Origin of the sequence: Ensifer sp. ENS07, assembly GCF_014852185.1 — a bacterium.
In the GTDB taxonomy this organism is placed as follows: domain Bacteria; phylum Pseudomonadota; class Alphaproteobacteria; order Rhizobiales; family Rhizobiaceae; genus Ensifer; species Ensifer adhaerens.
The window spans coordinates 1-23185 of record NZ_JACVBE010000019.1 but is presented as its reverse complement, the minus strand read 5'-3'; the positions used below and the strand labels follow the sequence as shown (position 1 = coordinate 23185).

Genomic DNA, 23185 nt, shown 5'->3' with positions numbered 1-23185 from the left:
GAATTCTCGGAGAGGACCGGGCTCCCTCACCTTCCGTGCCGCGACAACGATCGGGCGATATCGATAACATCGTCCCTCGCCGCCGTCGGGTCGTCCTTGCTCCAGGCGACTCCAAGCCCGATCTTCAGATCGACGCCGCGCACCGGCCGAAGTTCGAAGTTGCGGTTCGGCAAGTTCTTCGTCCATTCCGGCGCAAAACCGATGCCCAAGCCAGCCGAGACCAGCGACACGAGCGAGAAGGTGTCATCACAAGGTCAGCCCATGGGTCTCGAACACCTCGGAGAAGTACCGTTCCGAATAGGAGAGGTTCTGACGAGAAAAGGCGATGATCTTCTCTCCCCTCAGATCCTCGATATTGATCTCGCTTCGAACCACCAGCGGGCTCGTCTTTTCGACCGCCAGCAGATAGCGCTCATGCGCAATCGAGAAGAAGCGCAAGGAGCCGATGTTTTCGACCGGTCTGATGAAGCCGAGATTGATCTGGCCATTCTCCAGACCGCGGATGATGTCTGAGGTCGAGCCGCTTCTGATATGCAAGGCAACATCTGGGAACTTCCGACCAATACGCGCGAGAAACCCCGGCAGCACGCCGATCGTCGCGGGATAGACGGTTCCGATCTTGATCGTGCGGGCCGCCTTGCCGGCAACCGAGCGCGCCACCTCGGCCGATAGCCCGACGTCGCCAATGATGCGCACAGCCCGATCGTAAAACGCCTCCCCTGCCCGCGTCAGTTCGACCCGACGCGTCGACCGCTCCAGCAGCCGGACCCCGAGTTCCTTCTCCAGCGCCTGGATGTGCGCACTGAGCGCCGGCTGGGCAATGCACATGCGCGCCGCCGCTCGATTGAAGTGCAGTTCCTCGGCGACCGCAACGAAGAACGAGAGTTGGCGCAGTTCCATCGCGATGCTCCACACCTTCCGACGACAGCCTAGTTCCGATTGTGCTCAGCGAGCCCTGCCTTGCGAAAATTGCACAGCACACAGCCGGACGCGCGCTCGCGCGCCCGGCGTTAGGTCGTTATAGTCCGGACAGAATCACCTGGAGCCACATTGCGCTCCGAGGTTGTAAATAGGCTGCTAAATTCGCCACGTCAAGGCGAAATCGATACGGAGAGGCGATTTGTTGCCAATGCAGTGCAGAATGGCTCGAACTGCTCTTCAGATGAGCGTCAAAGAGCTGGCTGAGGCGGCAACGGTCTCCACCAACACGATCGTTCGCTTCGAACGCGGTGAAGAGCTCAAACCGCGCACGGTCGCCGACATTCGTTCCGTTTTCGAGCACGCCGGCGTAACCTTCATCGATGGCGATTACGCGGGCAGCGGTGGCCCTGGCGTGAGATTGAACAAGTAGCCCTTTCCACGCCGTCAGGACAGCCGCCCGCATAGCGCGGCAGGAACTGGGTCAGCGCTTCTTTCGCAATCGCGGCGATGAGCGTCCGGAGGCACCGTCCCTGTGCTTGCAATCTGGGAACTGATTGCATCCGCAGAACACAGTACCATCCCGATTTCGCTTCTCAACGATCTGACCAACAAGGCAGATGGGACATTGGCGCAAGGCCGTACCTTCGCTTGTCTCGAAACGGATCTCGTCGCCCGCGATCTCACAAAGCTCCCGGATATATCGTGATGGTTCACGACTGTTGGTGATCAGATACACGCCGCGGCTGGCACGAGTGAGCGCGACGTAGAAGAGGCGCCGTTCTTCAGCATAGGCGAACGTCTCTGGTCGGGGAATGACCAGATTGAGGAGTTCATCGTCCTCAATCCGACTTGGCACGCCGTAATTGCCCTCGCTGACGTCAAGCAGGATCGTGTAATCCGCTTCGAGCCCTTTCGCCCGATGAAAAGACAGTCCGCAAACATCGATGTTCGCGAACGTGGGCAGCCGCCTCTCGAACGGATCGACGTTGTTGTAGCGCCAGAGCACAAGCACTTTGAACTTGGAACTTGATCCATCCCGCCGGTCGTCAGCAATTGTCTCCAGGAACTGATCGAGCCGTTCGAGAAGGCGGTGACAAGCGATCGCGAAGTCCGACCGCCCCGCGTTGTCGTCGATGGGAACGACCCTGATCGAACGCGGAACCGCAGGCCGCGTGGAACGCACTGACTTTGTGATCTGCTCCGGATTGCGCTGGACGAATTTTGCCGCCGTTTCGGCAATGAGCTGGTTACAGCGATAGGTCTGCTCAAGACGCCCCCGCCAGCTCGCTCCGAAATTCGCCTCGAACTGCGTGAAGATGGTGATGTCAGATCCTGCAAAGCGATAAATCGACTGCCAGTCGTCGCCAACCGCGAACACTTTGCTGAATGCCTTCTGCTGCCTGAGCGCCTTGATGAGATTGGCGCGCGGCTCGGAAATGTCCTGAAACTCGTCGACGAGGATGAGCGAGTACGGACTTTGATATTGTCCGCCCTGTACCAGCCGCACGGCGTCAGCGATCATCGAGTCGAAATCGATGCACTGGGCTTCTTCCAGCTTACGGGAGTATTCTTGCGTGATCCTCCACACGACGCGCGCGTAGAGCTTCGCCCGTTCCTTGTCGTGCAGGCCTTTGGCGCGCTCCAAGAGCATGTCGAGCGTAAAATGGCTCGCCCGGATATGTTTGATGCAGGTGGCTATGAGCTTGTGGTAGTGCTTGATCACCACCGGCTCGAGCACCTTGGCTAATTCAGTATAGCTCTTGCGTTCCAAAGGAACTTTTCGCCGCACCAACTCGGCCTCGAGGACACCAAAAAGCGTTTCGCTGCTCGCTTGCGCAGAGGTGGTCTCGAAGAAATCAATCCCATATCGTCGATACGCCTGCCGTTTGCTCTCGGCGTGCTCGGCATAGTTCGCAAAGGGTGAGGTTCCGTCGGCATCGATCGCAAAATGTTCATGGATGGTGCCGGTCAGCGGATAGTAAAAATCAGGGTGCAAATGCCGCAGGGTGCCGTCGGCATCCTTGACCTCGATTTGCCTCTCATATGTGAATGCGACGGAGTGCAACCATAACCAGTTCGCGATCTTCTGTTCCTGCAGCGATTTGACGATGACGCCGGAATGCGAGCCAATCGTGGCCGAACCCCTTTTGAGGCGGTCCGATACATAGCGGCGAAAATCCACGTCGGCATCGAAAACCTCCGCCGGGATGTCCGCTTTCGGATGCACCACGAGCAGATCGGCCCATAAACGGGCGAACTCCGGATCGGTCTCAACGAGGTCCTTGATGATCGTTTCGATCACTTTGGTTTCGCCGCTTGGATGATCCACCCAATTGGCGAGTTGCGGTGGACGCCCTTCGACCTCTTCGATGATGCCCCGTCCAAGCGCATGAAACGTCGTGACGCGACATTGAAGCGCGCCTTCCTCGACCTGCAGCTGTCGTGCAATTCTGGTCCTCAGCTCAACGGCCGCGTTCTTGTTGAAGGCGAGGAGCAAGATCTCGTCGGGACGGTAGAGCTGCTTTTCCAAGGCATAGGCGACCTTGCCGACCATGGTCGCCGATTTTCCGGATCCAGCCGAGGCCACAAGAAGATTGTTGTCCTCCAGGCGAATACAGGCCTCCCGTTGTTGATCTGAAAACGACCGACCGTCGAGATCGTCAAAGAACGCTCGAAACTTGACGAGCTCAGTTTTGACGAAGGCCTCGTTATAGGCGTGACGAGCGTTGGGGTCGGTCAGAATAGCGAAAGATGCCGGCAGGGAGCCTTTGAGACTGGATGGCATCAACAGTGCATCCAGAAGCGGGTGAGAAAGAGCAGCAGCAGCGTTGCCGGTCACGCTTGCGATCACTCGGGCGACATCGGACTGGGCAAGGTATTGGTTGTTGCCCTCGACGATCTGACGAAGCGCTACATCGACGTCGTGCCAACGGTCCTTTTCGGCGCTGATGAGTGCAAAGAGATGGGTGTTGACGAATGCACGGATGTCAGCGGCCAATTGCACGGCGGCTTCACCCGACAGCCCTGGTAGTTCAACGCTTCTGCCGCGTGATCGGATCTCGACATTGTGCCAGAGCAGCGCCTTGCGGGTCGATACCGACACGATATCGAAACATGCGACGTCAAAGTCGTCACCCTGGATGACCCGCACACCCTCAGTTTTCCGAGGATCAACGATCAGCCTCCATTTCCCAGATGGAAAAAGCCTGGCAAGAAGGCCTGGTCGATATGTCCGTGCCTGGCGGGAAAACAGTTTGTTCAAAGCCACATCGACATGCCTTGGAAAGTACCCCCCAAACAGCGTTTATCGTCTAATAAATCCCGCTCACAAGCATTTACTTTGGGAGGGCGGCTTGCCCTGTATCATGGTTAGAGATGCCGGACGACGGCATCAGTCGAGGCAGCATTTGTCGTTTTGGGAGGCAACAAATGAACCTGGATGAAGACAGCATTCCACCGAATGATATTTCTTTGCTGCAAAGCGTTCTCGACGCGTGGTGCCACGATCAGAAGATCTGCCGCAAGGACGCAACGGAGGAAGCCAAGCTCCTGATCAGCGAATACCGCAGGGGTGTTCGTTCGCAAATAGGCTTCATCGACGCGCTGGTGAAGCATCAGTAAAGCACGAATTTCGCATTGGGCCCGCTTCGGCGGGCCTTCCTTCGCGTAAGCAAGCCCGGCCGGAACCAGTCAATCGGATCATATCTCGAGGGCTGCCGCGATCGAAGCGAAGCAACCGCCCGAGACAGTTTTCATCCGCCTTCAACTTGGCCTGCGGACTGTGCGACGGCTTTAAGCCGCCACTCAGTTGGTTTCGAACCGCTCAAGCATTTTTTTAAGGATAGTGTTTTCCTGGCGAAGCCGTTGCACGACCAGGCCTTTCAGACGGCGGTTCTCTTCATCGAGCGCCGCGAGATCACCACTTGCTTCGGGCGTAGCGATAACCGTCGGGCTGCCAATACCACGACCCTTGCGCGCCAAGCCTTGGCGCTTCGGCTTCTTTTGTGGTGGGACAGCCTTCGGGCGATCCACTTCCAAGGGCAGGACCCGAGCAGAACTGGCAGCATCTTCAATACCACGGCCGCCTTCTGTTGGGGCCGCCAGATCTGCGATCGGAGCACTAGCCTCGATTACGGCACCCTCGTTTGGCAAAACCTCTGCAGTGATCTCTGGAGAAGGCAGCTCCATGGGCTGAGCCGGTTCAAACAGATGCGGTGCATCCGTCTCCGCCGCGCGCGCAATGGCTTTGAGATCCGTATCGCCCCATATTGAAGGCTGGCTGGCCGTCGACCGCCGGCGAGGCGATTTGACTTCGACAATAAACTTTCGCTGCTGCGGTTTCATGCGGCTCCAATGATTAAGGGTGCGAAAACAGGTTACGGCGTGTCATATCGCCCAAGCATTTTCTTGAGCTGCGTATTCTGCAATCGCAACTTTTCTGCAAGCTGGCGTCTTAGCTGCCGGATGTCCTCGTCCAGTGTGGCCATCTCATTGACGAAAGTCATCGGCGGCTGTGGGGCACCGGAACTGCCATCTCCATACTCGGCGACCTTCGACACTGCAACATCCACGGCGCCCGTTTTCCGACTGGGCCTCCGCCTTTTCGTCGCTGCTGGCTGTGGTGGCCCGACGGGTTCTGGAAGGCCCCCCTGAGGGTCGACAGTTGCCTGCTCGACTGTAGCAGAAGACGTCCTGTCCTCTTCGTCAACCGCAGCAACTGCAGTATCGCTGCTCGCAACGTCGAGGCTGCTTTCCTCCTTGCGCAAGGCTTCCACAATCGGATCGACAACTTCGTCTGCCGGGTCCTCGGCCTCGGTTTCAGGAGGATTTTCCGCCGCCTTGTCCGTTCGTCCCCGGGACGCCAGCTCGACCAGATATTTCCATGGTGTTTTCATAGTGGCCAACCCGATCAAATGGCACCGGCATTCGCCGCAGCCCTCAAAGAAGCTTCAGCCAGAATGCGATGCAGGGCCAATCAGGCTTTTCCGAGCGGCCCTGCACTGATTGATCAGTGGCCCAACCGCTTGCGCAGTTCGGCATTCTCGGCCCGCAATTTTTCGGCAAGCGTCTTACGCAGCCGCGCGTTCTCTTCTTCAAGTTGGAGAAGATCTGCAATGCCGTCGAGGACGGGAGTCGCCGCCGTCGGCTGCTTTGCCCCACGGGTTTTCGCAGCAACCTTGGCCGCCTTGGTTGCCTTGGTCTTGGCTACGGCCGGCGAAGCTACCGAGAGGTTCCCGTCCGCAGACTTGTCCGCACGTTTCTTCCGCCCCCTCGCCGGCTGGGCGGCTGCCGGTGGTTCAGCGGTCGCGTCCGATACGACATTCTTGGGCCGCGGCCCCCGGGGCTTCTTAGGCGGAGCGACTTCCGCCGCCGGCGCGGTCTCTACGATTTCGGTATTGCTCTCGTCTGCCATCAGTGTTTTTCCTCTTAAACCCATCAGCTTTTTCCGTTGCGCGTAAAGCAGAGTCAACAACCTCTTATCGCGACGTCATCTCTGCGTTGATGAATGACGCCATCGTCGACGGCCGCGCGTTCATGCGACAACGCTTGCGGCAAGGTTTTTATCCAAGGGCGTACCGGAATCAGGAAAACAGACCTTCCCTCCCCTGAGCTATGCGCTTAGCGTACATGAGCAGTTTCTGATGGACCGCAATCCTCCTTTCCGGCACGAGACTTCCCGTGGCCAGAGCCAGGCATTTCCGAGAGGCACGGCATGAAAGCTGAAGAAATTTCGCTAATGTATTCCGCTCTCCGGACCGACGGCGCTGTTGTGGAGATCGAGTTCAATCAGGAAATCGCCGCTTCGCTCGCGCGGCTTCCGGATGACCCTTCGCTTTACTTCGATTTGAGCCAACCACATCTCCTTGTTCCGCTCAAGCAGTTGGTCAACGCGCGTGCGCGCGAAAGAGGCATCGTCAATGCCAACCGCCACATGGTGGCGGCGGCGAAAGGCAGTCTGGAAAAACGCAAACCCCTCACGGTTCAGTCGTTAGGCAACGAGCTGTGGCTCGTGGTGGATGGGAATTCGACTCTGCTCAACGCGCGTCATTCTGGTTGGCGGGCGATACCTTGCTGTATGGGATGACCAGACACATCTGAATATCCCGCCGTCGATCGAACGGGCACTCGCATGCGCGGGAGCCAATTTCACCGAAAAGCGGCGATTGCGTTGTGGAAATCCTTAGCATTTCGCTCCACCCCGCTGGGACGCCAGATGACAAAAGGGATTTCGTCGGGCGAGACTTCGCCCGTCACCAGGAGGGGAAAACAATGACAACAACCAACCGAGCACGGCTTGACCAAAGTCCAGAGCAAGGCAGCTGTCGAGGCGGTCTTCGCCGCTGTGATCGCGGCCGCCAAATCCGGCGGCGAAACTTCGATCCCGGGCTTTGGCAAGTTCAAGGTCAAGGACATGCCCGAGCGGGAGGCGCGCAATCCGGCAACCGGTGCGACCATCAAGGTTGCTGCTGCGAAGAAGTTGACCTTCGCGCCGGCCAAAGCTCTCAAGGACGCGCTGAACGGCTGATACGGCTGGGAGGTTCGGGGCAAGAGCGCGCACCACCTCACGGTGATGCTATCTACTTGCCTCGAACCTTCAGCGATTGCGGATTGTGCGATAGAGCCGGTCGGCTAAGGCCTTGGCCGAAGTGGCTCGGTTAGTAGACGCGAGCCTTCTCATGTCGTCCGTTCAAATCCTGCCGGGCCCACCATTACTAATATGATGTAAGCGCCCGCGCATGCGAGCCCTCGCCTTTCCGGGGCCGTCATTTGAACAATCCCGTATCAGCATCGAAAAAACTCCTCGGCCAGCTAAATTTCCCTGAACGGCTTGATATTTTCGGTGTTTCAGCCCGAGATGAAATATCTGCGAAATCGAACACTCAGACGCCCCGCCCTTTCTCTTGTCGTCTGAGAGGAAGGGCTTTTTGCGTTCCTTTTCTCCACGCGAGATGGCTGCTTTGGACCGAACCTCCCGCCTTGTTCGGAATCGAGCCGCAGTCGCATAATTGTGAAGCTTGAACCAAGACGTTCGCCCCTTAGCCCCATCCAGCAAAACGCACCTTTAGTGCGAATCCTTTGGAACCCCGTTCCCACGCATACCTCGCAGGAAGTCGAAGTCGGCTCCTGTATCGGCACCTGTGACGTGGTCGTGGTACAGCATGTTGTAGCCTGTGGTCGGTCTCTCGATCGGGTTTTTCCATTCGGCCAGCCGCCGTCCGATCTCGGCGTCCGGCAGATCGAGATGCAAGCGTCGGTTTGGTACGTCAAGCTCTATGAAGTCACCATCACGCACGATCGCGAGAGGCCCACCCGCTGCCGCCTCCGGGCTCGTATGCAGAACCACGGTACCGTATGCTGTGCCTGACATACGAGCATCGGAGATACGCACCATGTCCGTTATGCCCTTCTTCAGCACCTTCGGCGGCAAGCCCATATTGCCGACCTCTGCCATTCCGGGATAGCCGCGCGGGCCGCAGTTCTTGAGGACCATTACGCAGGTCTCGTCGATGTCGAGATCGGGATCGTTGATCTTGCGTTTGTAGTCGTCGATGTCCTCGAACACGACTGCCCGTCCCCGGTGCACCATGAGCGAAGGTGTGGCTGCAGACGGCTTCAGCACCGCGCCATTGGGAGCCAGGTTGCCCCTAAGCACTGCAATGCCCCCTTGCTGCGCCAGCGCGCGTTCTGCCGGCAAGATGACATCCTCGTTCCAGTTGGTGACGTTCTTGACCTCCTCCCACTGCGTCTCACCCGATACTGTCAACGCATCCTTGTGTAGCAGGCCCGCCTCGCCGAGGCGCTTCAAGACCACCGGTAGACCGCCGGCATAGAAGAACTCTTCCATCAGGTATTTGCCGGAAGGCATGAGGTTGACGATAGTGGGCACGTTTCGACCAAGCCGGTCCCAGTCGTCGAGCGTAAGATCGATGCCGACCCGTCCGGCGAGCGCCAGAAGATGCACGACAGCATTTGTCGAGCCTCCAATCGCACCATTCGTACGGATCGCGTTTTCAAACGCTTCTCTGGTCAGGATGTCGGACGGCTTCAGGTCATCCTTGACCATCTGAACGATCCGCCGTCCGGTCAGTTGTGCCATGACACGGCGGCGGCTGTCGACGGCCGGGATCGCGGCATTACCGGAAAGGGCCATTCCGAGCGCTTCCGCCATCGACGCCATTGTCGATGCCGTGCCCATCGTATTGCATGTGCCGGAGGATCGGCTCATCGCCTGTTCGGCGTCGAGGAAATCTTGCCTGCTCATCGTACCGGCCTTGATCGCCTCCGACATTTGCCAGAGCGCAGTACCCGAACCGACGCGTTCGCCTCGAAACCAGCCGTTCAGCATGGGACCACCGGTCACGACAATCGACGGAATGTCGGTTGAGGCAGCTCCCATCAGCAAGGAAGGTGTGGTCTTGTCGCATCCGACAAGCAGAACCGCACCGTCAATAGGTTGCGCCCGCATCGTCTCCTCGACGGCGAGTGCCGCGAGGTTGCGGTACATCATGGCCGTTGGCCGGTATGTATTTTCCGAGGCCGAAAAGACCGGTACCTCAAGAGGGAAACCGCCAGCTTCCCAAATGCCGGCTTTCACCTTTTCAGCGAGTTCACGCAGATGCCCGTTGCACGGGGTCATATCAGACCAGGTGTTGAGGATGCCGATCACCGGCCGTCCATCGAACAGGTCGTGCGGGTAGCCTTGATTTTTCAACCACCCCCGATGGTAGATGCTGTCGCGCGAGGTGCCGCCGTACCACTCCTGTGAACGAAGCTGGCGCGGCCAGGTGGCGGGTTTGAATGTCATTGATGCTGCTTTCCGGTTTTGAGCCTGTTGCGGGCGTTGCGATCTCACGCAGCCTACCTCGTTGCCTCCAAGAAATGCGGAAGTCACATAACAGTCAAATCATCAATGAATATCATTTCATACCAATTGCGTCATATTACGCTGGTGACTAAAGAGACCGAATGAAAGCACGCTACCTCAAACTCAACCACCTCAGATTCATCGATGCATTGAAGCGACGGGGAAAACTGAGCCTCGCGGCAGAAGAGATGAACATCTCGCAGCCAGCGGCCTCCCGCACACTGGCCGATATAGAGGGAATCGTCGGCCAGCAGATCTGCAGCCGCAATGCTCACGGATTTCTTTTCAACGAGTTCGGAAACGTTTTAGCAGCGCGCGCCAGCCGTGTGGTTGCGGAGGTTGAGAATATCGGCCGTGACGTCCGTGAGGTCGCTGACGGTCTACGCGGAAGGGTGAGGATAGGCGCGGTAACAGCGGCAGCCGTCGCCCATGTCCTGCCTGCATCGCTTGCGCTTCGCACGCTCGCCCCGAACGCGCAATTGCAGGTGGACGTGGAACCCAGCCTGACACTGATGCAGCGGATGCGCGCGGGCGAATACGATTTCGTGCTTGCCCGACTGAGCGCTGCCGACGATCCCGGCGCCTACGACGTGCGCCCGATCGGAGAGGAGGTGCTGAGCTTCGCTGTTCGGGAAAAACATCCGCTTGCGGATCGCACGCAGCTTAGTTTCCGGGACCTCTCTCCCTTTGAGTGGGTCATCCAGCCCGCCGGCTCGCCGATCTGGACGACGGTCGTCGATGCCTTTCGCAGTGAGCGAGCGGACTTTCCGGAGCGCATCACCTACTCCGCCTCGGTGCTACTGACGCTTGCGACCGTGTCCCGGACCGACGCGATAGCGCCTTTTGCCCGCGAAGTCGCCAATCTTTTGACCGCCGAGGACCTAAGCGCACGGATCGTCACCCTCGACATGGCCCGCGGGGTAAGCGTGCCAGCCTACAATGTCATACTTGAAAAAGGCGTGCTGCTCTCGCCACTCGCGCAGCGCTTTCTATCGCTAATCGAAGCAGAGATCACGCGCCCTATCCCTTGACCCCGGACGAGATCATGATTGCCTCGGTGACCTTGCGCTGGAAAATCAGGTAGCCGATGGCTACAGGAGCCGCACCAAGCAATGCGACCGCCATCAGCCGCGCATAGGTGACGCCGAATGCGTCGTTGACTTGCGTGATGCCGACCGTGATCGTCATCTGCTCCTCGGAGGTGATGACAAGGAACGGCCAAAGGAATGAGTTCCAGGCCATGATGAACGTGACGATCGCAAGTGCAGTCGTGATCCCCCAGTTCAGCGGCAGGAACACCTTGAACAGCAGCGTGAATTCTCCGCCTCCGTCGAGCACTGCCGCTTCACGCATCTCCTTGGGCACTGCGTCAAAGAACTGCTTGTAGACCACGATGACGACTGGGACGATCAACTGCGGCAGGATGATGCCCGCCCAGCTGTTCACGATACCAAGGTCATTTGACAGGATAAATTGCGAAACGACCAGCGCCTGCGCCGGCACCATGTAGCTCATCAAAATGATGCCGAACAAAAGCTTACGGCCCGGAAAACGAATTTGCGAAAGGGCATAGGCGCACATCATGCCGAAAAGTAAGACGATCGCGGTGATGCAGATCGCCGTACCGATCGAGTTGACATACCAGCGGAGCAGGTTGGTATTGAAGATCGCGTGCGCATAAGAGCCGAGATTGAACTCGTCTGGAATGATGCCCGCGCCTTCGATCACCCGCTGTTCGGTGCGGATCGAAGTGACGAAAGCCCAGTAGAGGGGGAAGGTCCAGATCGCGCCGACGACTATCGTAAAGGCGGCAAACAGACGATTGATCAGTTTATGCTTGCCGTTCATCGCCGACCCACCACGCGCAAGAGTTGGAACTGAACCACCGACACGACGATGATTACCAGGAAGAGCACCAGCGCAATCGCCGAAGCGTAGCCACCGTGATTGAGCTGAAATGCCTCGCGGTAGACCTGCATGAGGAGAACGTAGGACGAATTGAACGGGCCGCCCTTTGAGAGGAGATAGATCTGATCAAAGATCTTGAGCTGTAAAATGAGTTGCAGTGTTAACACCATCGCCGTGATCGGCCACAGCAGCGGCCAAGTCACGCGTCGGAAGCGCTGCCAGGCAGTGGCACCGTCGAGGGTTGCAGCTTCATAGAGATCGGCGGGAATGTTGCGTAGTCCCGCGAGGAAGAGCAGCACGTTGAAGCCATTGGTCCACCAGACCGTTACGGCCGCGATGACCGGCATGACCCACGCGGGGCTCTTGAACACAGCAACGGGTTTGCCCACAAGCCACGTAAAAATATGCTGCAGGACGCCGTATTGGTAGTCGAGCATCCAGCCCCAGATCTGGGTGACAACAGAGACCGGCAGGATATAGGGGATGAAAAAGAAAACCATCGCCAGCGCTTGCATCCGACCGCTCAAACGGTTGATCAGCAGCGCAAAACCGAGCGCGATTGCCGTCGTGGGAACGACCGTCAGCAGCAGGAAATAAGCGTTGTTCTTGAGGGATGTGTAAAATAGTCGGTCGGCGAAAAGCCGCCGGTAGTTATCAAGCCCAACCCAGTTCCCGTCGCCGACGAGCGGCGCATCGGTGAAGCTTAGCTGAACAACCTTCCAGGCCGGATAAGCGAAGAAGACGAGGTAGGTGAGGCAGAACGGCGCGATAAGGGCAAGCGCCGTCAGATAGGACTTTCGTCGCTTCGACTGCAAGGACATCGGCTGGCTCCCGGCGCTCTACGCCGCAACTGGAATCGCGGCCCGCGAATGCGGGCCGCGAGGCGGTTTGTTACTGGAGCAACGGCTGTAGCGTTGCCTTCATCTCCGCGACTGCATCGGCCGGAGAGAGTTGGCCATGCACCGCCGGAGCGACCAGATTGTCAACCGCGTCGTAAACTGGAGAAGCTACACCGGCGATGGGGCTACGAGGATCGAATGCGGCGTTGTTGGCGAGGCTTGCATAAGTCGCGTTTGGCTGAAGCTTCTGATATTCACCGCTTTCGACCGTCGCCTTATAGGCCGGAATGTGACCGGCTTCTGCCCAGGAGAGCGAGTTCTTCTCCATCCAGCCGATGACCGTGAGCACAGCTTTGCGCATTTCCGGGCTCTCGTCCTTGTTGGCTGGGATTGCCAGTGCGTGCGAATCCGCCCAGGTGGCGGGTTTATCGAGCAATTGCGGAATCTCGACCGCACTCCAGTCGAACGGCAGCTTTCCGTTGGCGCCAAGATCCTTCAGCGTCGGCACTTCCCAAACACCGTTCATGAAGAAGGCCGCGTCACCGGCGCTGAACAGCGCCACCGAAGCCTTATACTCGGCCTGCTCTGGCGTGTAGTCGTTGCTGCGCCAGTCGGCCATGATCTCAATCGCCTTTTCGGCCTTTGCGGCATTGTCGCCCGCCAGAACCTCGCCGTTGGTTATCAGTTCGCCACCCAACTGCGACAGCAACGTGTAGAAAACGCGCCAGGTGCCGCCACCGCCAGCCGTTTGGTAGGAGAGCGGCGTCTTCACGCCTTTTTCCTTCAACTTGGCCAGAGCGGCGTTGAAGTCGTCAAGACTCTTGATGCCAACAAGGTTCCCCTTGTCATCGAGGTATTCGGTGCCTTCCAGCGCCTTCTTGTTGTAGAAGAGCACGATCGCATGGATGTCGAAGGGCACGGCATAGAGCTTGCCATCATCGCTGCTGGCCGCCTTGACCGAACTGTCAAAGAAGTCCGCCTTTGCAAGGCCGGCTGCCGCCAGGTCCTCGTCGGTGATCTGCGACAGGCTACCGTCGACCAAACCGAGTGGGAGCCGCGACAGGTGATAAGTCATGATGTCCGGGCCCTGTCCGACGCCGACGGCCGTGCGGACCTTGGCATAATACGGCGCGCCCCATTCAAGCGTGGTCGACTTGATCTGGATGTCGGGGTGTTCCTTGTTGAATTTCTCGATCAGCGACTTCATGCGCACGCCGTCACCGCCGCTCAAGAAATCCCACCATTCAACGTCGATGGCGAGTGCCTGTCCGGCGGCCGCACAGAATACCGCGGCCGACAGAAGCATGCTTTTCAATGTCTTTCCCATAGTCCTCTCCCTCCAATGGGTTGCTCGGATCCGGCTAACGATGCCGGACGCCGTTCTTGTCGAAGATCAAAATCCTCTGCGAGGGCGCGTCAAGCTTGAGGCGGACACCACGCCGATCCGCCCGCGAACCACGCTGTTCAAACACGATCGAGGCACCCGAAGGCGTAGCGCCATAGAGATAGGACACACCGCCCAGTTCCTCGGCGACATCGATGGTCACCTCTATTCCGCCGGCTCCCTCCTGAGCCACGGCAAGATGTTCCGGCCGCACACCGACGGTGACGGACGATCCCACGGGCAGCGGTTCCTTCAGATCGACGTCGAATACGCCGTCCCTGCCACCCGCCAGCACGACGCGCCCGCCGCCCGGACGGACCTCAGCAACCGTGCCCTCGAAAAAGTTCATTGCCGGAGAGCCGATGAACCCGGCGACGAACCGATTGTCAGGGTCGTCGTAGAGGTCGAGCGGCCTGCCCGCCTGCTGCACGACCCCGCCACGCAGAACGAAGATCTTGTCGGCGAGAGTCATCGCTTCGACCTGGTCATGCGTGACGTAGATCATCGTCGCTCCGAGCTTTTCATGCAGCCGGCTCAATTCGAGGCGCATCTGCACTCTGAGCTCGGCGTCAAGATTTGAGAGCGGTTCATCGAACAGGAAGACCTCCGGCGCGCGCACGATCGCGCGACCGATGGCGACGCGCTGGCGCTGCCCGCCAGACAATTGCGAGGGCTTCTTTTCAAGTTGATCGGTCAGCCGCAGAATGGCCGCAGCGGCCTTCACTTTCTCGTCCACCTCGACCTTCGGCCGCTTCGCAAGCCGCAGGCTAAAGGCCATGTTTTCGTAGACGGTCAGATGCGGGTAGAGCGCGTAGGACTGAAACACCATCGCCACGCCGCGCTTTGCGGGCTCGACATCTGTGACGTCACGCTGGCCGATCTCGATCTTGCCGGCCGTTGTCTCCTCGAGTCCGGCGACCATGCGCAGCAACGTCGATTTGCCACAGCCGGACGGCCCTACGAACACCGCGAATTCGCCGCGCCCGATTTCCATATCGACACCTTTGATGATGTCGAGCGCACCGAAACTTTTCCTGACGTCGGTCAGTCTTACGCCATTGGCATCCATCTTCATCTCCTCCTGTCTGGCAAGCCTCCCTCCCGCTCAGGCCAGTGACAGTCGCAAAACGTGGTAGGACAACGGCGGCAAAGCGCCACGAACGACAGAACCATCCTCAACGCCGACGCCTTCGCCGTTGCGCGGCTTGATTCGATTGGGATTCTCCGACGTGTTGGCGAGACGTATGTCCTGCCCCTGGCCACCCATCACGAAATGCTCGATAAGGGTCGCAGCGCTGAAGCCGGTCAGTTGGAGGTTCAGGTCAGCGGCCTCCGTCAGATGACGGTTGAGAATGAATAGCGTCATGCTCTTTCCGTCCTTCGCAAGGACGGCGCTGGCGTCGATGTACGAAACGTCGTCTTCGACCGCACAGTCATAGGTCGGGGCGTCGACGGCGACGTTGAGTGCCGTACCGCGGCCGTAAAGCGAGGCGAACTGATACGGATAGTAGATTGTTGTCGCCCAGGCTTTGCCACCGCGTTCGGCGCGGATCGGCGCAATGACGTTCACGAGTTGGGCGATGCAGGCAATCTTGACCCGGTCAGAGCGCCGGATGAACTCGTTGAGCAGGCCGCCGACAAAAAGCGCGTCTTCGAGGTTGTAGTCCTCTTCCAAGAGCGCCGGTGCTTCCGGCCAGTCCCATGTCGTCCAGTTCTTTTTGTCTTCCTCGCGGCGGTGATACCAGACGTTCCACTCGTCGAAGCAGATGTAGACGTTGTGCTTCGAACGCTTCTTTGCCTTCACATAGTCGATGGCGCCACCGATCGCCTGGATGTAGCGGCCGGTTTCTTCGATCTTGCCGAAGAAATTCAGCGTATCGTGGCTGTTGTTGCCGAAGTATTTGTGCAGGGAGATGTAGTCGACGTTGTCGTAGCATTCTTCGAGAACCTGGCGTTCCCATTCGGGGTAGGTCGGCATGGCATCGTTCGAGGATCCGCAGACGATCGTTTCCATGTTACGACCAAAGGCTTTGACGGCTTTGGCCGTCTCATCGGCAAGGCGGCCGTACTCCTTGGCCTGCTTGGCGCCAATCTGCCATGGGCCATCCATCTCATTGCCAAGGCACCACATGTTAACGCCGTATGGTTGCTCGACGCCGTGGCTCCGCCGCAGGTCGCTCCAGTAGCTTCCAGAGGGGTGATTGCAATATTCGACGAAATTGCGGGCTGCATCAATACCGCGCGAGCCCAGGTTGATCGCCAGCATCATGTCGATGCCGGCATCCTTTGCCCAACCGGCAAACTCGTTGATGCCGACGTGGTTGGTCTCCTTCGAGCGCCAGGCAAGATCGAGACGAACGGGGCGCTGTTCCCTCGGTCCGATCCCATCCTCCCAATTGTAAGCGGAAACGAAATTGCCACCAGGGTAGCGGATCGCCGGGATGTTGAGCCCACGCACCAGTTCCAAGACGTCCTTGCGGAACCCTTGCTCATTGGCGGTCGGGTGACCCGGTTCATAAATGCCGCTGTAGATGGCACGGCCCATATGTTCGATGAAGGCCGAGTAAAGCCGATCGTCGATCTCAGCGATCGTGAAATCGCGGTGGACAGCAGCACGAATTTTCATATTTCCTCCCAGTGGGTATGAACCCCATAAGGAAGGGATGGCGTGCCGCTTGCTAAATATCAAATCATATTGGCCTATCCTAACTTACCATAATTGGCATTTTAGGGATGCCGGAAGTTCCAATAAGAGTGAGGAATGCACATTCTAGATCTTGCCTGGGGGTACCGGAATCCGGGAAAATAGACCTTCAGATGGGCGGCGACCGTGGCCCCCTCCCGCGTTGGTGCCATGCCACGATTTCGACAATCAAGGAGCGGTCGAAATTTCTGCAACCGCTCCTTTGGCATAATTGCCTCTCTACCCAGCAATCAGGCTGCAGCTGTGACGCCCTTGACTGCAGCCGCGCTGGCGACCGGCGCTTCCTGAGGCTTGTAGGTATCCTTGGCGAGGTCGGCATGCATTTCGAGGCCTCGGCGAAAAAGCTCTCACAGCTAGCCTTGTCGTAATTGGTGTGAATCTCGAACGCTGCCACAACGCTTCTGACGCCCGATCGCTTTTGAATATACGCAATGCCCTATAACCTTATGCCGAGCTTGAAATTTAGATTTGCCTAATATCTACTAGCGGTAATTGTACTATGCACTGCTCCAAGCTCGTGATCATGGGATGCCTTTGCTGGGGATGGTTCATGTTTTTGGTCCGCACCGACCTCGATGAAGCCATCCAACGATGGCGCGACATCATATTTGCATCCTTGCCATCGGACCGACTTGGCGCTTACGTCGCTTTGCGCAAACATGATCTGACAATCGAACTTCACGACGTCGACGAGGACAACGATCTTCTCGTCTTTGCCTCCGATGGCGTAGCGTTGGCCGAACGATTTCGTTTGGCTTACCCCTATGTCGTGACATATGCAGGCAATCCCGGCTATCCGCTAGAATATCTGGTTTGGCTTTCATTTCACATGCAAGCAAACTTCGATCGGCTAGGTGTCCTCGAAGTGAGTGCGACTTATGAGGACCAAGACGGCGAAGTCGAAAGCATGTCTGCCGTTGCGATGGGCTTCTCGCACCAGACGGATCTTGAAGAATTTATAGATCGGTTTGATGGTCAGGACCTGAGCCAGGACCCCCACTTCGGCCACGAGGTGTATGTCTCCGAAGTCAGAGGCCCCTCTCCATCCCTGGGTTCGCCGATGATCCCGCCTCCGCTGGACGCCGGTTGAAATCGAGGATCCTTGAAATAGCCCGGCGGTTGCTGCGTAACTCGAATTGATTAGCCAGAGCCCCTATAAATTCATTGCTATTCAGCGTCTCACTTGCAACAATATACCTGTAATTGCGCACCCACAAAGCACACGTTAAAAATGAGATCCGTGCTGGTTTTTATTGCCGCGCAATTCCTCAATTTACGAACGCGCACCTTGATTGAGCCTCCGCCCCCTGCGGGGGCTCAATCATCTGCGCCGACCTCCGAAGTCTCGACGTTTATGACTTCGTGAGACGGTGCGCGTGTGCGCTGGTGGTGATAGAAGCTACTCTATTTCCGGAGGCAATGAGGCGGCTCGCAACAGATATGCAATGAGAGCAAGGATCAGCACCAGGACGCGAAAAATCGCATAGCCCCCAACGGTGTCCTTGCTGCAGGGTGCCACGAGGCGGCCGACATGAATTAGTTTATCATATGGCCGTCTTGTAGCTCGCGGAAGACCTGGCCTGAACAACCGGATGGATTCTCTGGGACTGCACTCTTCGTAGGCACCATAGACCGAGGCGCGTTCCTAGGCACCCACGAGAACGATTACGCCGAGTGGGTGATAAAACAATAGCAGATGAGCCAGCATGAAGTAAAAGCCATACCCCTGCGACCCCAGGAGGAGATCTGGTTCTCCAGATTCCGGAGGTCCAGGTGACACCTTCTGGTTCTTCTCATTGGCTTTGCCATAACTAGATGGATTGATATCGAAGAGTTTCGCGTCCACGCTTGTCCGAACGTAAACATCATAGTCGTTTATCTGCAGCAAGCCGCCGTCAGTAGGCGTGTAAAGCTGCGTCCCGAATAACGCGAGCATATCGTAGGGGGAACAGGACCAATGGTCTTTGAGCGTCGAGAGTTTTTTGGTTCCCAGTTTCGGAACACACGTTATGAACTTGGTTCCCCCGAGGTCTCTCCTCCCGAATGGGCCGTCCAGTTGGCGACTATCGTGCGTAGACCTCGGAACAAGCGTATAGCTACCTCCCACGGTATCTGATCCGTCCTCCGTCCAGCTTACATCTTTGACGTCAAAGGCTGCCTCATACCATCTCCCATCAGGACCTTGCTGGCGGAATGCGAGGTAATGAAAATCTGCTCCTTGATTGTCGTTCTCTGGCACATGCGTGCAACCCTCAAGAAAGCCGCTTTGAGGCTTAATCTCCCACCACCCGTCCGCCAGCCAGCCCCCCCACGCGCCACTGTAGATCACGGCGACCTTCACAGTCGCGTTCCCAATGTTGGATATACATAACCGGCTGCCCGAAGCCTCCACTTGCTCAGCTGGCCAGCAAAGGAGCGGAATAGAGAGAACGAAGAGCCGGAGGAACACGAACGAAGATATTGCACGCATTATCTTCATAACCCGGCTCCATTCGCACGCTCGGAAATTATCACCCGAGGCGAAGGGCTGAACAATTCGCCTATTCGATGTAGCCTTGACGTTGCGCCTGGAGCTGTTTTCGCGACGCCACGCGCCGAGCGGCGAGTTTAATGAAAGGTGCGATCTCCGGGCGGGGGGATGGAGCCAAAGGCCTTCGGTTGCCAAGTGCATTCAGAGGGCGGTTGAGCAAACCTCACACTATAAATAATAACAACTCGTAGCCGCCGTCGCTGGCGGCTGTCTCAAACAATCAAAGCTCGACCTCGCAGCCTAACCCCATCTTTTTCCCGCTTCCAGATGAAGGCGCCTTCCCCCGCAACAGTGGTCGCGGCGCTTCCGCTGTGAAGCTAGCCCATAGTGTCTACTTCAACTTCCGTGGAAAAGCGGCACTATGTGAAGCTCGGACCAAATCTGTTGACCCCTTAGACCAGCGTCTTTTGTGCATCGCGCCAGTTCAGTCCGACAAGCAATACTCGCCTCGCTCCTTTTTCATGGAGGAATCGAATGGACGTCGTAGATTTTCCAAGGATTGCCGCGTGGAGCCTGCTAGCAGGGCTTGCCTTCGCAGATGCTCACGCGGCTGATCCGGTTTATGAATGTCGACGATTGGCTGGATCTGTCGAGGAGCCGAACAACAAAGAGCAGATCGGGGTCGATCTTCCATTTATCGATACGTCCGCGGCGACGACAGCATGCGACGAGGCGGCGCGTTTGAACCCGCAGGACCACGCAAGCGAATTTCGGCGAGCCCGCGCCTACATGGCGCCAGGCCCAAAGCAGGATATCCGGTTTGCGCTGTATACGTTCTCAAACGCTGGTGGGCTGGCGAGAAGGAACGAAGGGACGATCGGCAAGGATGTATCCGACTGGTATCGCCAGGCAGCCCGGAACGCTGTCACGCCAGCCACGTATGAGAAAGCAGCAAAGGCCGGCGATGTCGAAGCACAGCTCGTGCTTACGTTCCTTCATCAGGAGCCACGTTTCGGCGCTCTTGATGAAGCGAAAAGCCACAAGTGGATGAAGGCGGCCGCCGAGCAAGGGAATGCAAAGGCGCAATGGTGGATGGGGCAGAAGGCTGAGGCGCGTGGAGAATTCGAAAAGGCGCGGGAATGGTATCAGCTGGCAGCCGACCAGAACGACCCGTCCGGCTACTTCAGCATTGCAATGCACTACAAGCTCGGAAAGGGTGTACCCGAGAACAGGGACGAGGCCGACCGCCTGTTTGAGATTGCCGCGGAACTTGGCAGCAAGACTGCGGCCGAGCATTTGGAGACAGCCGCACATTCGCGGCGTGAGCGAAGCCTGATGGCTGATGGAAAGACGATCGTGGTGCCAGCCGACTACACGGAGCCGGACGAGCGAGAGATCGGGCTAGCCTTCATGCGCGCCTATGCCCAATACGGAAAGCAGACTGGGTTTCGCAGTTTCACCTATGGCCTGTTCGCCGATACGGCGTGGGAAATTGAGATCAACGGGATGCACAAGGAAGGCTGCGTCAAAGGCGGGCAAGGCTATACATGCGCTTTCGTGGCAGATTTGACCTACCGTCGCTCGAAAGAGATGATCTCAGCGCTCGGCAATACTCTACAGGGCCAGGTTATGAGTTCAGCCGCCGACATGATGACGCGCAACGGGTCCAAGCGACAGGAAGAGGTTTTCATTCTTGGCTCGGAAGGGTGGTACTCGCCAACGCTTCAGATGCAGGCGCAGAAAGGAATGGTTGCAGCGATGGGAACTGTTGCTGAGGCCGTGGGCGGCACGGCATGCGGACTAGACGCGGTTAGCGGCGGCGAAGGCTGCTGAGGACCTTGGTACGGGGTTGCCGCGCTTTCGCAAATTGCACCGCCATGAAGCGGCTCTCGCACGCTATGGGGGCTCATGATAGCGACGATTTCCTTCCGAAGTAGCTCCACTTTTTGTTGTGAGGCCTGCTTCGTCGTAGTCGGCATGGTTGCACCTTCGTTCTGGTCCTTGACTATCTTTGTTCCCCGTAATTTTAGGGGTTTCTTATTGACCGAAGCGACAGTAAACGGCCTCGCGGCGTAAGCGAAAGGTTGGCCGGTTCAATTGGCTCACGCAGAAATGCGATACTTGTGCATGTCTGGTGATGCGATGACGGGCAGCAAATGTCCGTTCTATTTGGTTCCGCCGCAGGGCGCGGCGTAGACCGACGGTAGGGTTTCCAGACGATTAGCTAGCTCTGGCACAGCCAGCCGGCTGAAATCACAATTCTCTTATGTAGCTACGATATGAATATTTCTCGTCAGCATTTGGAGTGGCAATGCGAGAGAAAAAGCTTCGTGAGACCGAAACCATCTCCGAAACGATCCGGGAATTGGCGGTCCCGGGGATGAGGCCAAAAGCACTGATCGAAGCCGTCAAGGCCAGACATCCAAGTGCTTCGAAAAAAGAAATCGCTCGAGCGGCGTTTCTCACCATCATCCTGTCTGCTGAGTATGCGTCGGAGGACGCCCAAGCGCTCCACGATCTAGCAATCGAGACATCCGACGGAGACGGCGCTGAATAGGGAAGTCGATCGGTGATTGGTGAAAAGAGAAGGATCCGGCCGCATCACCTCTGCGGTAACAATGAGGCAGCCTCACATTAGGCGATGGTGAGCAACCCCTTTTGGACGGCTGTGGTCGCATCCATACTGGCGCCGCGCTCATCTCCAAGGAAACCGCCAACCCCTTTAAGGTCGCGGGCATTCAAATGAAGCTCATACGTGGTCTCCAGGGTTCTCTTCCGGTGCTGGCCGGAGAGAGACGTTCTCACTGTCGCCGAGTAGAGCCCGGGAGGAATGTTCAGCCCGTCAATGTGGACATCACTCTGCGCTATGAGACCTACGATTTTTCCTCGCCTCGGCATTTATACTCCTCGCGGATTTCTTCGGAGCGGCGCTGCTCTTATTCCACGGCGCACCAGTCGCGAATATGCGAGATTGCAAACCGCATCTGAAGCCCGCGATATTCTACGACCAATTTGTCCGCTTCGCGGCGCATGAACTTGGCAACGTAGTTGCGAACCGCACCCGCCTCGTCGACCACTTCGAATACATACGTCATCGGACAGACCCCTAAAGATTGAGGGTGTTATATTCCGTTCTGCTTGAGTGAGACTTGTGGGCCGTAATGCGGGACGAGGGGCAGTGCATAGCACTTCGTCGGACCGGCGCGCTTAACATTAGAAATCTCTTGATTTCACCCCTTGTGAGTCTGGCCACAGTCCGAATACTGTTAGTTGTTCAGAGGGGGCGGTGGCAATGTGGACGACGAATTGGCCAAAATCGGCGGTGACTTCAGAAACGATTGTCGTGCTTCGCCGAATTTTGCGAGACTGGTGCGATGAGCGCGGTCATCGCGCCGATAGTCAGGAAGGCAGCCGAACCGCCAAAACGCTGATCAACTGGTATGAGTTTGGCGTGACCGACGCAGACGAGCTGGCGAGGCTGATCCGCGACGACATCGTAATTGCTGAAGCCTGAGCTGTGGCCGCCATGCGGGCCATTGTTCGGGACTTTGTGATGGGAGCACTTGGTTGGACCGCATGGCACCAAGCCGGCCGGGACGGGAAGTTTTACTGGCGGCGCTGGCGTAAAGGGCACTGGGAATTCCGAGAAATGGCAGACGACGAGCAGGCCGACGCCCTCATCGACTGGTCGATCAGGTGAACGACGAAGACGGGTCGAGCGGCGGCTGGCTGCCGTTCTCTCGAACAAGGCCCGCAGCCTCTCAGTTCACGATCCATCAAACCGCTTCAGCAATTTGCCGGGCCGCATCCTTCCCACCACGTTATACAAAAGGGGTGGTCGCAATTCCTGCAACCACCCTCTCACGCGACGTTCTCTCCACTCGACGATCAGGCTGCAGCCGCGGCCTTGACAGAAGCGGACGTCTTCGCAAGCGGCGCTTCGTAGGGGCCGTAGGCAGACTTTGCGGTCGTGTCCCTACAGGTGGTGTAGCTCGGCGGTAGCGAAGCCGCTCGCGAGCGCGCCCTCAACAGCGCCGTAGTGAGCGGGCGGCGAAGCGGTGGTCATCGATGTTCTTCGGTAGGGTCGGGTTGC

Annotated in this window: 21 protein-coding genes and 1 pseudogene; 9 read left to right on the top strand and 13 right to left on the bottom strand. The window is 57.7% G+C overall.

What is annotated here, in order from left to right; all coding sequences use genetic code 11:
• Window positions 1–26 precede the first annotated feature (26 nt).
• Window positions 27–900, bottom strand: a pseudogene (locus IB277_RS34330) (LysR family transcriptional regulator).
• A gap of 241 nt (window positions 901–1141) precedes the next feature.
• Here IB277_RS34330 and IB277_RS34325 point away from each other — a divergent pair.
• Window positions 1142–1351: a helix-turn-helix domain-containing protein gene (locus IB277_RS34325; RefSeq protein WP_192372854.1), complete on the top strand. Its 210-nt coding sequence runs from the start codon at window positions 1142–1144 to the stop codon at window positions 1349–1351.
• Between the two features lie 51 nt (window positions 1352–1402).
• Here IB277_RS34325 and IB277_RS34320 read toward each other — a convergent pair whose 3' ends face one another.
• Window positions 1403–4072, bottom strand: coding sequence for a UvrD-helicase domain-containing protein (locus IB277_RS34320; protein ID WP_371813746.1), 2670 nt, complete (start codon window positions 4070–4072; stop codon window positions 1403–1405).
• A 278-nt stretch (window positions 4073–4350) separates the two neighbouring features.
• Between IB277_RS34320 and IB277_RS34315 the strand changes: the two genes are divergently transcribed.
• Window positions 4351–4542: a hypothetical protein gene (locus IB277_RS34315; protein ID WP_192372852.1), complete on the top strand. Its 192-nt coding sequence runs from the start codon at window positions 4351–4353 to the stop codon at window positions 4540–4542.
• Between the two features lie 183 nt (window positions 4543–4725).
• On the opposite strand, the gene IB277_RS34310 is transcribed toward IB277_RS34315, so the two are convergent.
• From IB277_RS34310 to IB277_RS34300, 3 genes are all read right to left on the bottom strand, one after another.
• Window positions 4726–5265, bottom strand: coding sequence for a hypothetical protein (locus tag IB277_RS34310; protein WP_192372850.1), 540 nt, complete (start codon window positions 5263–5265; stop codon window positions 4726–4728).
• A 32-nt stretch (window positions 5266–5297) separates the two neighbouring features.
• Window positions 5298–5816: a hypothetical protein gene (locus tag IB277_RS34305; protein ID WP_192372848.1), complete on the bottom strand. Its 519-nt coding sequence runs from the start codon at window positions 5814–5816 to the stop codon at window positions 5298–5300.
• Between the two features lie 113 nt (window positions 5817–5929).
• A complete protein-coding gene (locus IB277_RS34300) occupies window positions 5930–6334 on the bottom strand; it encodes a SyrB-like regulator (protein WP_192372846.1) in 405 nt (134 codons plus the stop codon).
• 300 nt (window positions 6335–6634) lie between these two features.
• Here IB277_RS34300 and IB277_RS34295 point away from each other — a divergent pair, with 300 nt between their 5' ends.
• Entirely contained in the window at window positions 6635–7006 is a 372-nt protein-coding gene (locus tag IB277_RS34295; RefSeq protein WP_192372844.1) for a hypothetical protein, read from the top strand.
• Window positions 7007–7216: 210 nt separating this feature from the next.
• Entirely contained in the window at window positions 7217–7447 is a 231-nt protein-coding gene (locus IB277_RS34290) for an HU family DNA-binding protein (protein ID WP_192372842.1), read from the top strand.
• A 537-nt stretch (window positions 7448–7984) separates the two neighbouring features.
• Here the strand turns inward: IB277_RS34290 and araD are convergent.
• Window positions 7985–9727, bottom strand: coding sequence for an L-arabinonate dehydratase (gene araD, locus IB277_RS34285; protein WP_192372840.1), 1743 nt, complete (start codon window positions 9725–9727; stop codon window positions 7985–7987).
• 161 nt (window positions 9728–9888) lie between these two features.
• Here araD and IB277_RS34280 point away from each other — a divergent pair, with 161 nt between their 5' ends.
• Window positions 9889–10818, top strand: a complete 930-nt coding sequence (locus IB277_RS34280) for a LysR family transcriptional regulator (protein ID WP_192372838.1) — start codon at window positions 9889–9891, stop codon at window positions 10816–10818.
• Here the strand turns inward: IB277_RS34280 and IB277_RS34275 are convergent.
• The 5 genes from IB277_RS34275 to IB277_RS34255 form a co-directional block, all read right to left on the bottom strand.
• On the bottom strand, window positions 10808–11635 hold the full coding sequence (locus IB277_RS34275; protein ID WP_192372836.1) for a carbohydrate ABC transporter permease: 828 nt from the start codon (window positions 11633–11635) through the stop codon (window positions 10808–10810). The two genes, IB277_RS34280 and IB277_RS34275, sit on opposite strands and share 11 nt — an antisense overlap.
• The gene (locus IB277_RS34270; protein WP_192372834.1) at window positions 11632–12516 is read right to left on the bottom strand and encodes a carbohydrate ABC transporter permease; all 885 of its coding nucleotides are present in this window, start codon (window positions 12514–12516) and stop codon (window positions 11632–11634) included. Before IB277_RS34270 ends, IB277_RS34275 begins: the two co-directional genes overlap by 4 nt.
• Before the next feature lie 70 nt (window positions 12517–12586).
• A complete protein-coding gene (locus tag IB277_RS34265; RefSeq protein ID WP_210339712.1) occupies window positions 12587–13861 on the bottom strand; it encodes an extracellular solute-binding protein in 1275 nt (424 codons plus the stop codon).
• Window positions 13862–13895: 34 nt separating this feature from the next.
• Window positions 13896–14987, bottom strand: coding sequence for an ABC transporter ATP-binding protein (locus IB277_RS34260; protein ID WP_192372832.1), 1092 nt, complete (start codon window positions 14985–14987; stop codon window positions 13896–13898).
• A 36-nt stretch (window positions 14988–15023) separates the two neighbouring features.
• The gene (locus tag IB277_RS34255; RefSeq protein WP_192372831.1) at window positions 15024–16544 is read right to left on the bottom strand and encodes an alpha-N-arabinofuranosidase; all 1521 of its coding nucleotides are present in this window, start codon (window positions 16542–16544) and stop codon (window positions 15024–15026) included.
• A gap of 628 nt (window positions 16545–17172) precedes the next feature.
• Here IB277_RS34255 and IB277_RS34250 point away from each other — a divergent pair.
• Complete coding sequence (locus tag IB277_RS34250) at window positions 17173–17712, top strand: hypothetical protein (RefSeq protein ID WP_192372829.1); 540 nt, start codon at window positions 17173–17175, stop codon at window positions 17710–17712.
• A 555-nt stretch (window positions 17713–18267) separates the two neighbouring features.
• Here IB277_RS34250 and IB277_RS34245 read toward each other — a convergent pair.
• On the bottom strand, window positions 18268–19101 hold the full coding sequence (locus IB277_RS34245; protein WP_192372827.1) for a hypothetical protein: 834 nt from the start codon (window positions 19099–19101) through the stop codon (window positions 18268–18270).
• 525 nt (window positions 19102–19626) lie between these two features.
• On the opposite strand from IB277_RS34245, the gene IB277_RS34240 reads away from it, so the two are divergent.
• Window positions 19627–20925 (top strand): tetratricopeptide repeat protein, encoded by a 1299-nt coding sequence (locus IB277_RS34240; RefSeq protein ID WP_192372826.1) that lies wholly within the window; start codon window positions 19627–19629, stop codon window positions 20923–20925.
• Window positions 20926–21403: 478 nt separating this feature from the next.
• Complete coding sequence (locus tag IB277_RS34235; protein WP_060521307.1) at window positions 21404–21649, top strand: hypothetical protein; 246 nt, start codon at window positions 21404–21406, stop codon at window positions 21647–21649.
• 379 nt (window positions 21650–22028) lie between these two features.
• On the opposite strand, the gene IB277_RS34230 is transcribed toward IB277_RS34235, so the two are convergent.
• Entirely contained in the window at window positions 22029–22187 is a 159-nt protein-coding gene (locus IB277_RS34230; RefSeq protein WP_192372824.1) for a hypothetical protein, read from the bottom strand.
• A 197-nt stretch (window positions 22188–22384) separates the two neighbouring features.
• On the opposite strand from IB277_RS34230, the gene IB277_RS34225 reads away from it, so the two are divergent.
• A complete protein-coding gene (locus IB277_RS34225; RefSeq protein WP_192372822.1) occupies window positions 22385–22606 on the top strand; it encodes a hypothetical protein in 222 nt (73 codons plus the stop codon).
• Window positions 22607–23185 lie beyond the last annotated feature (579 nt).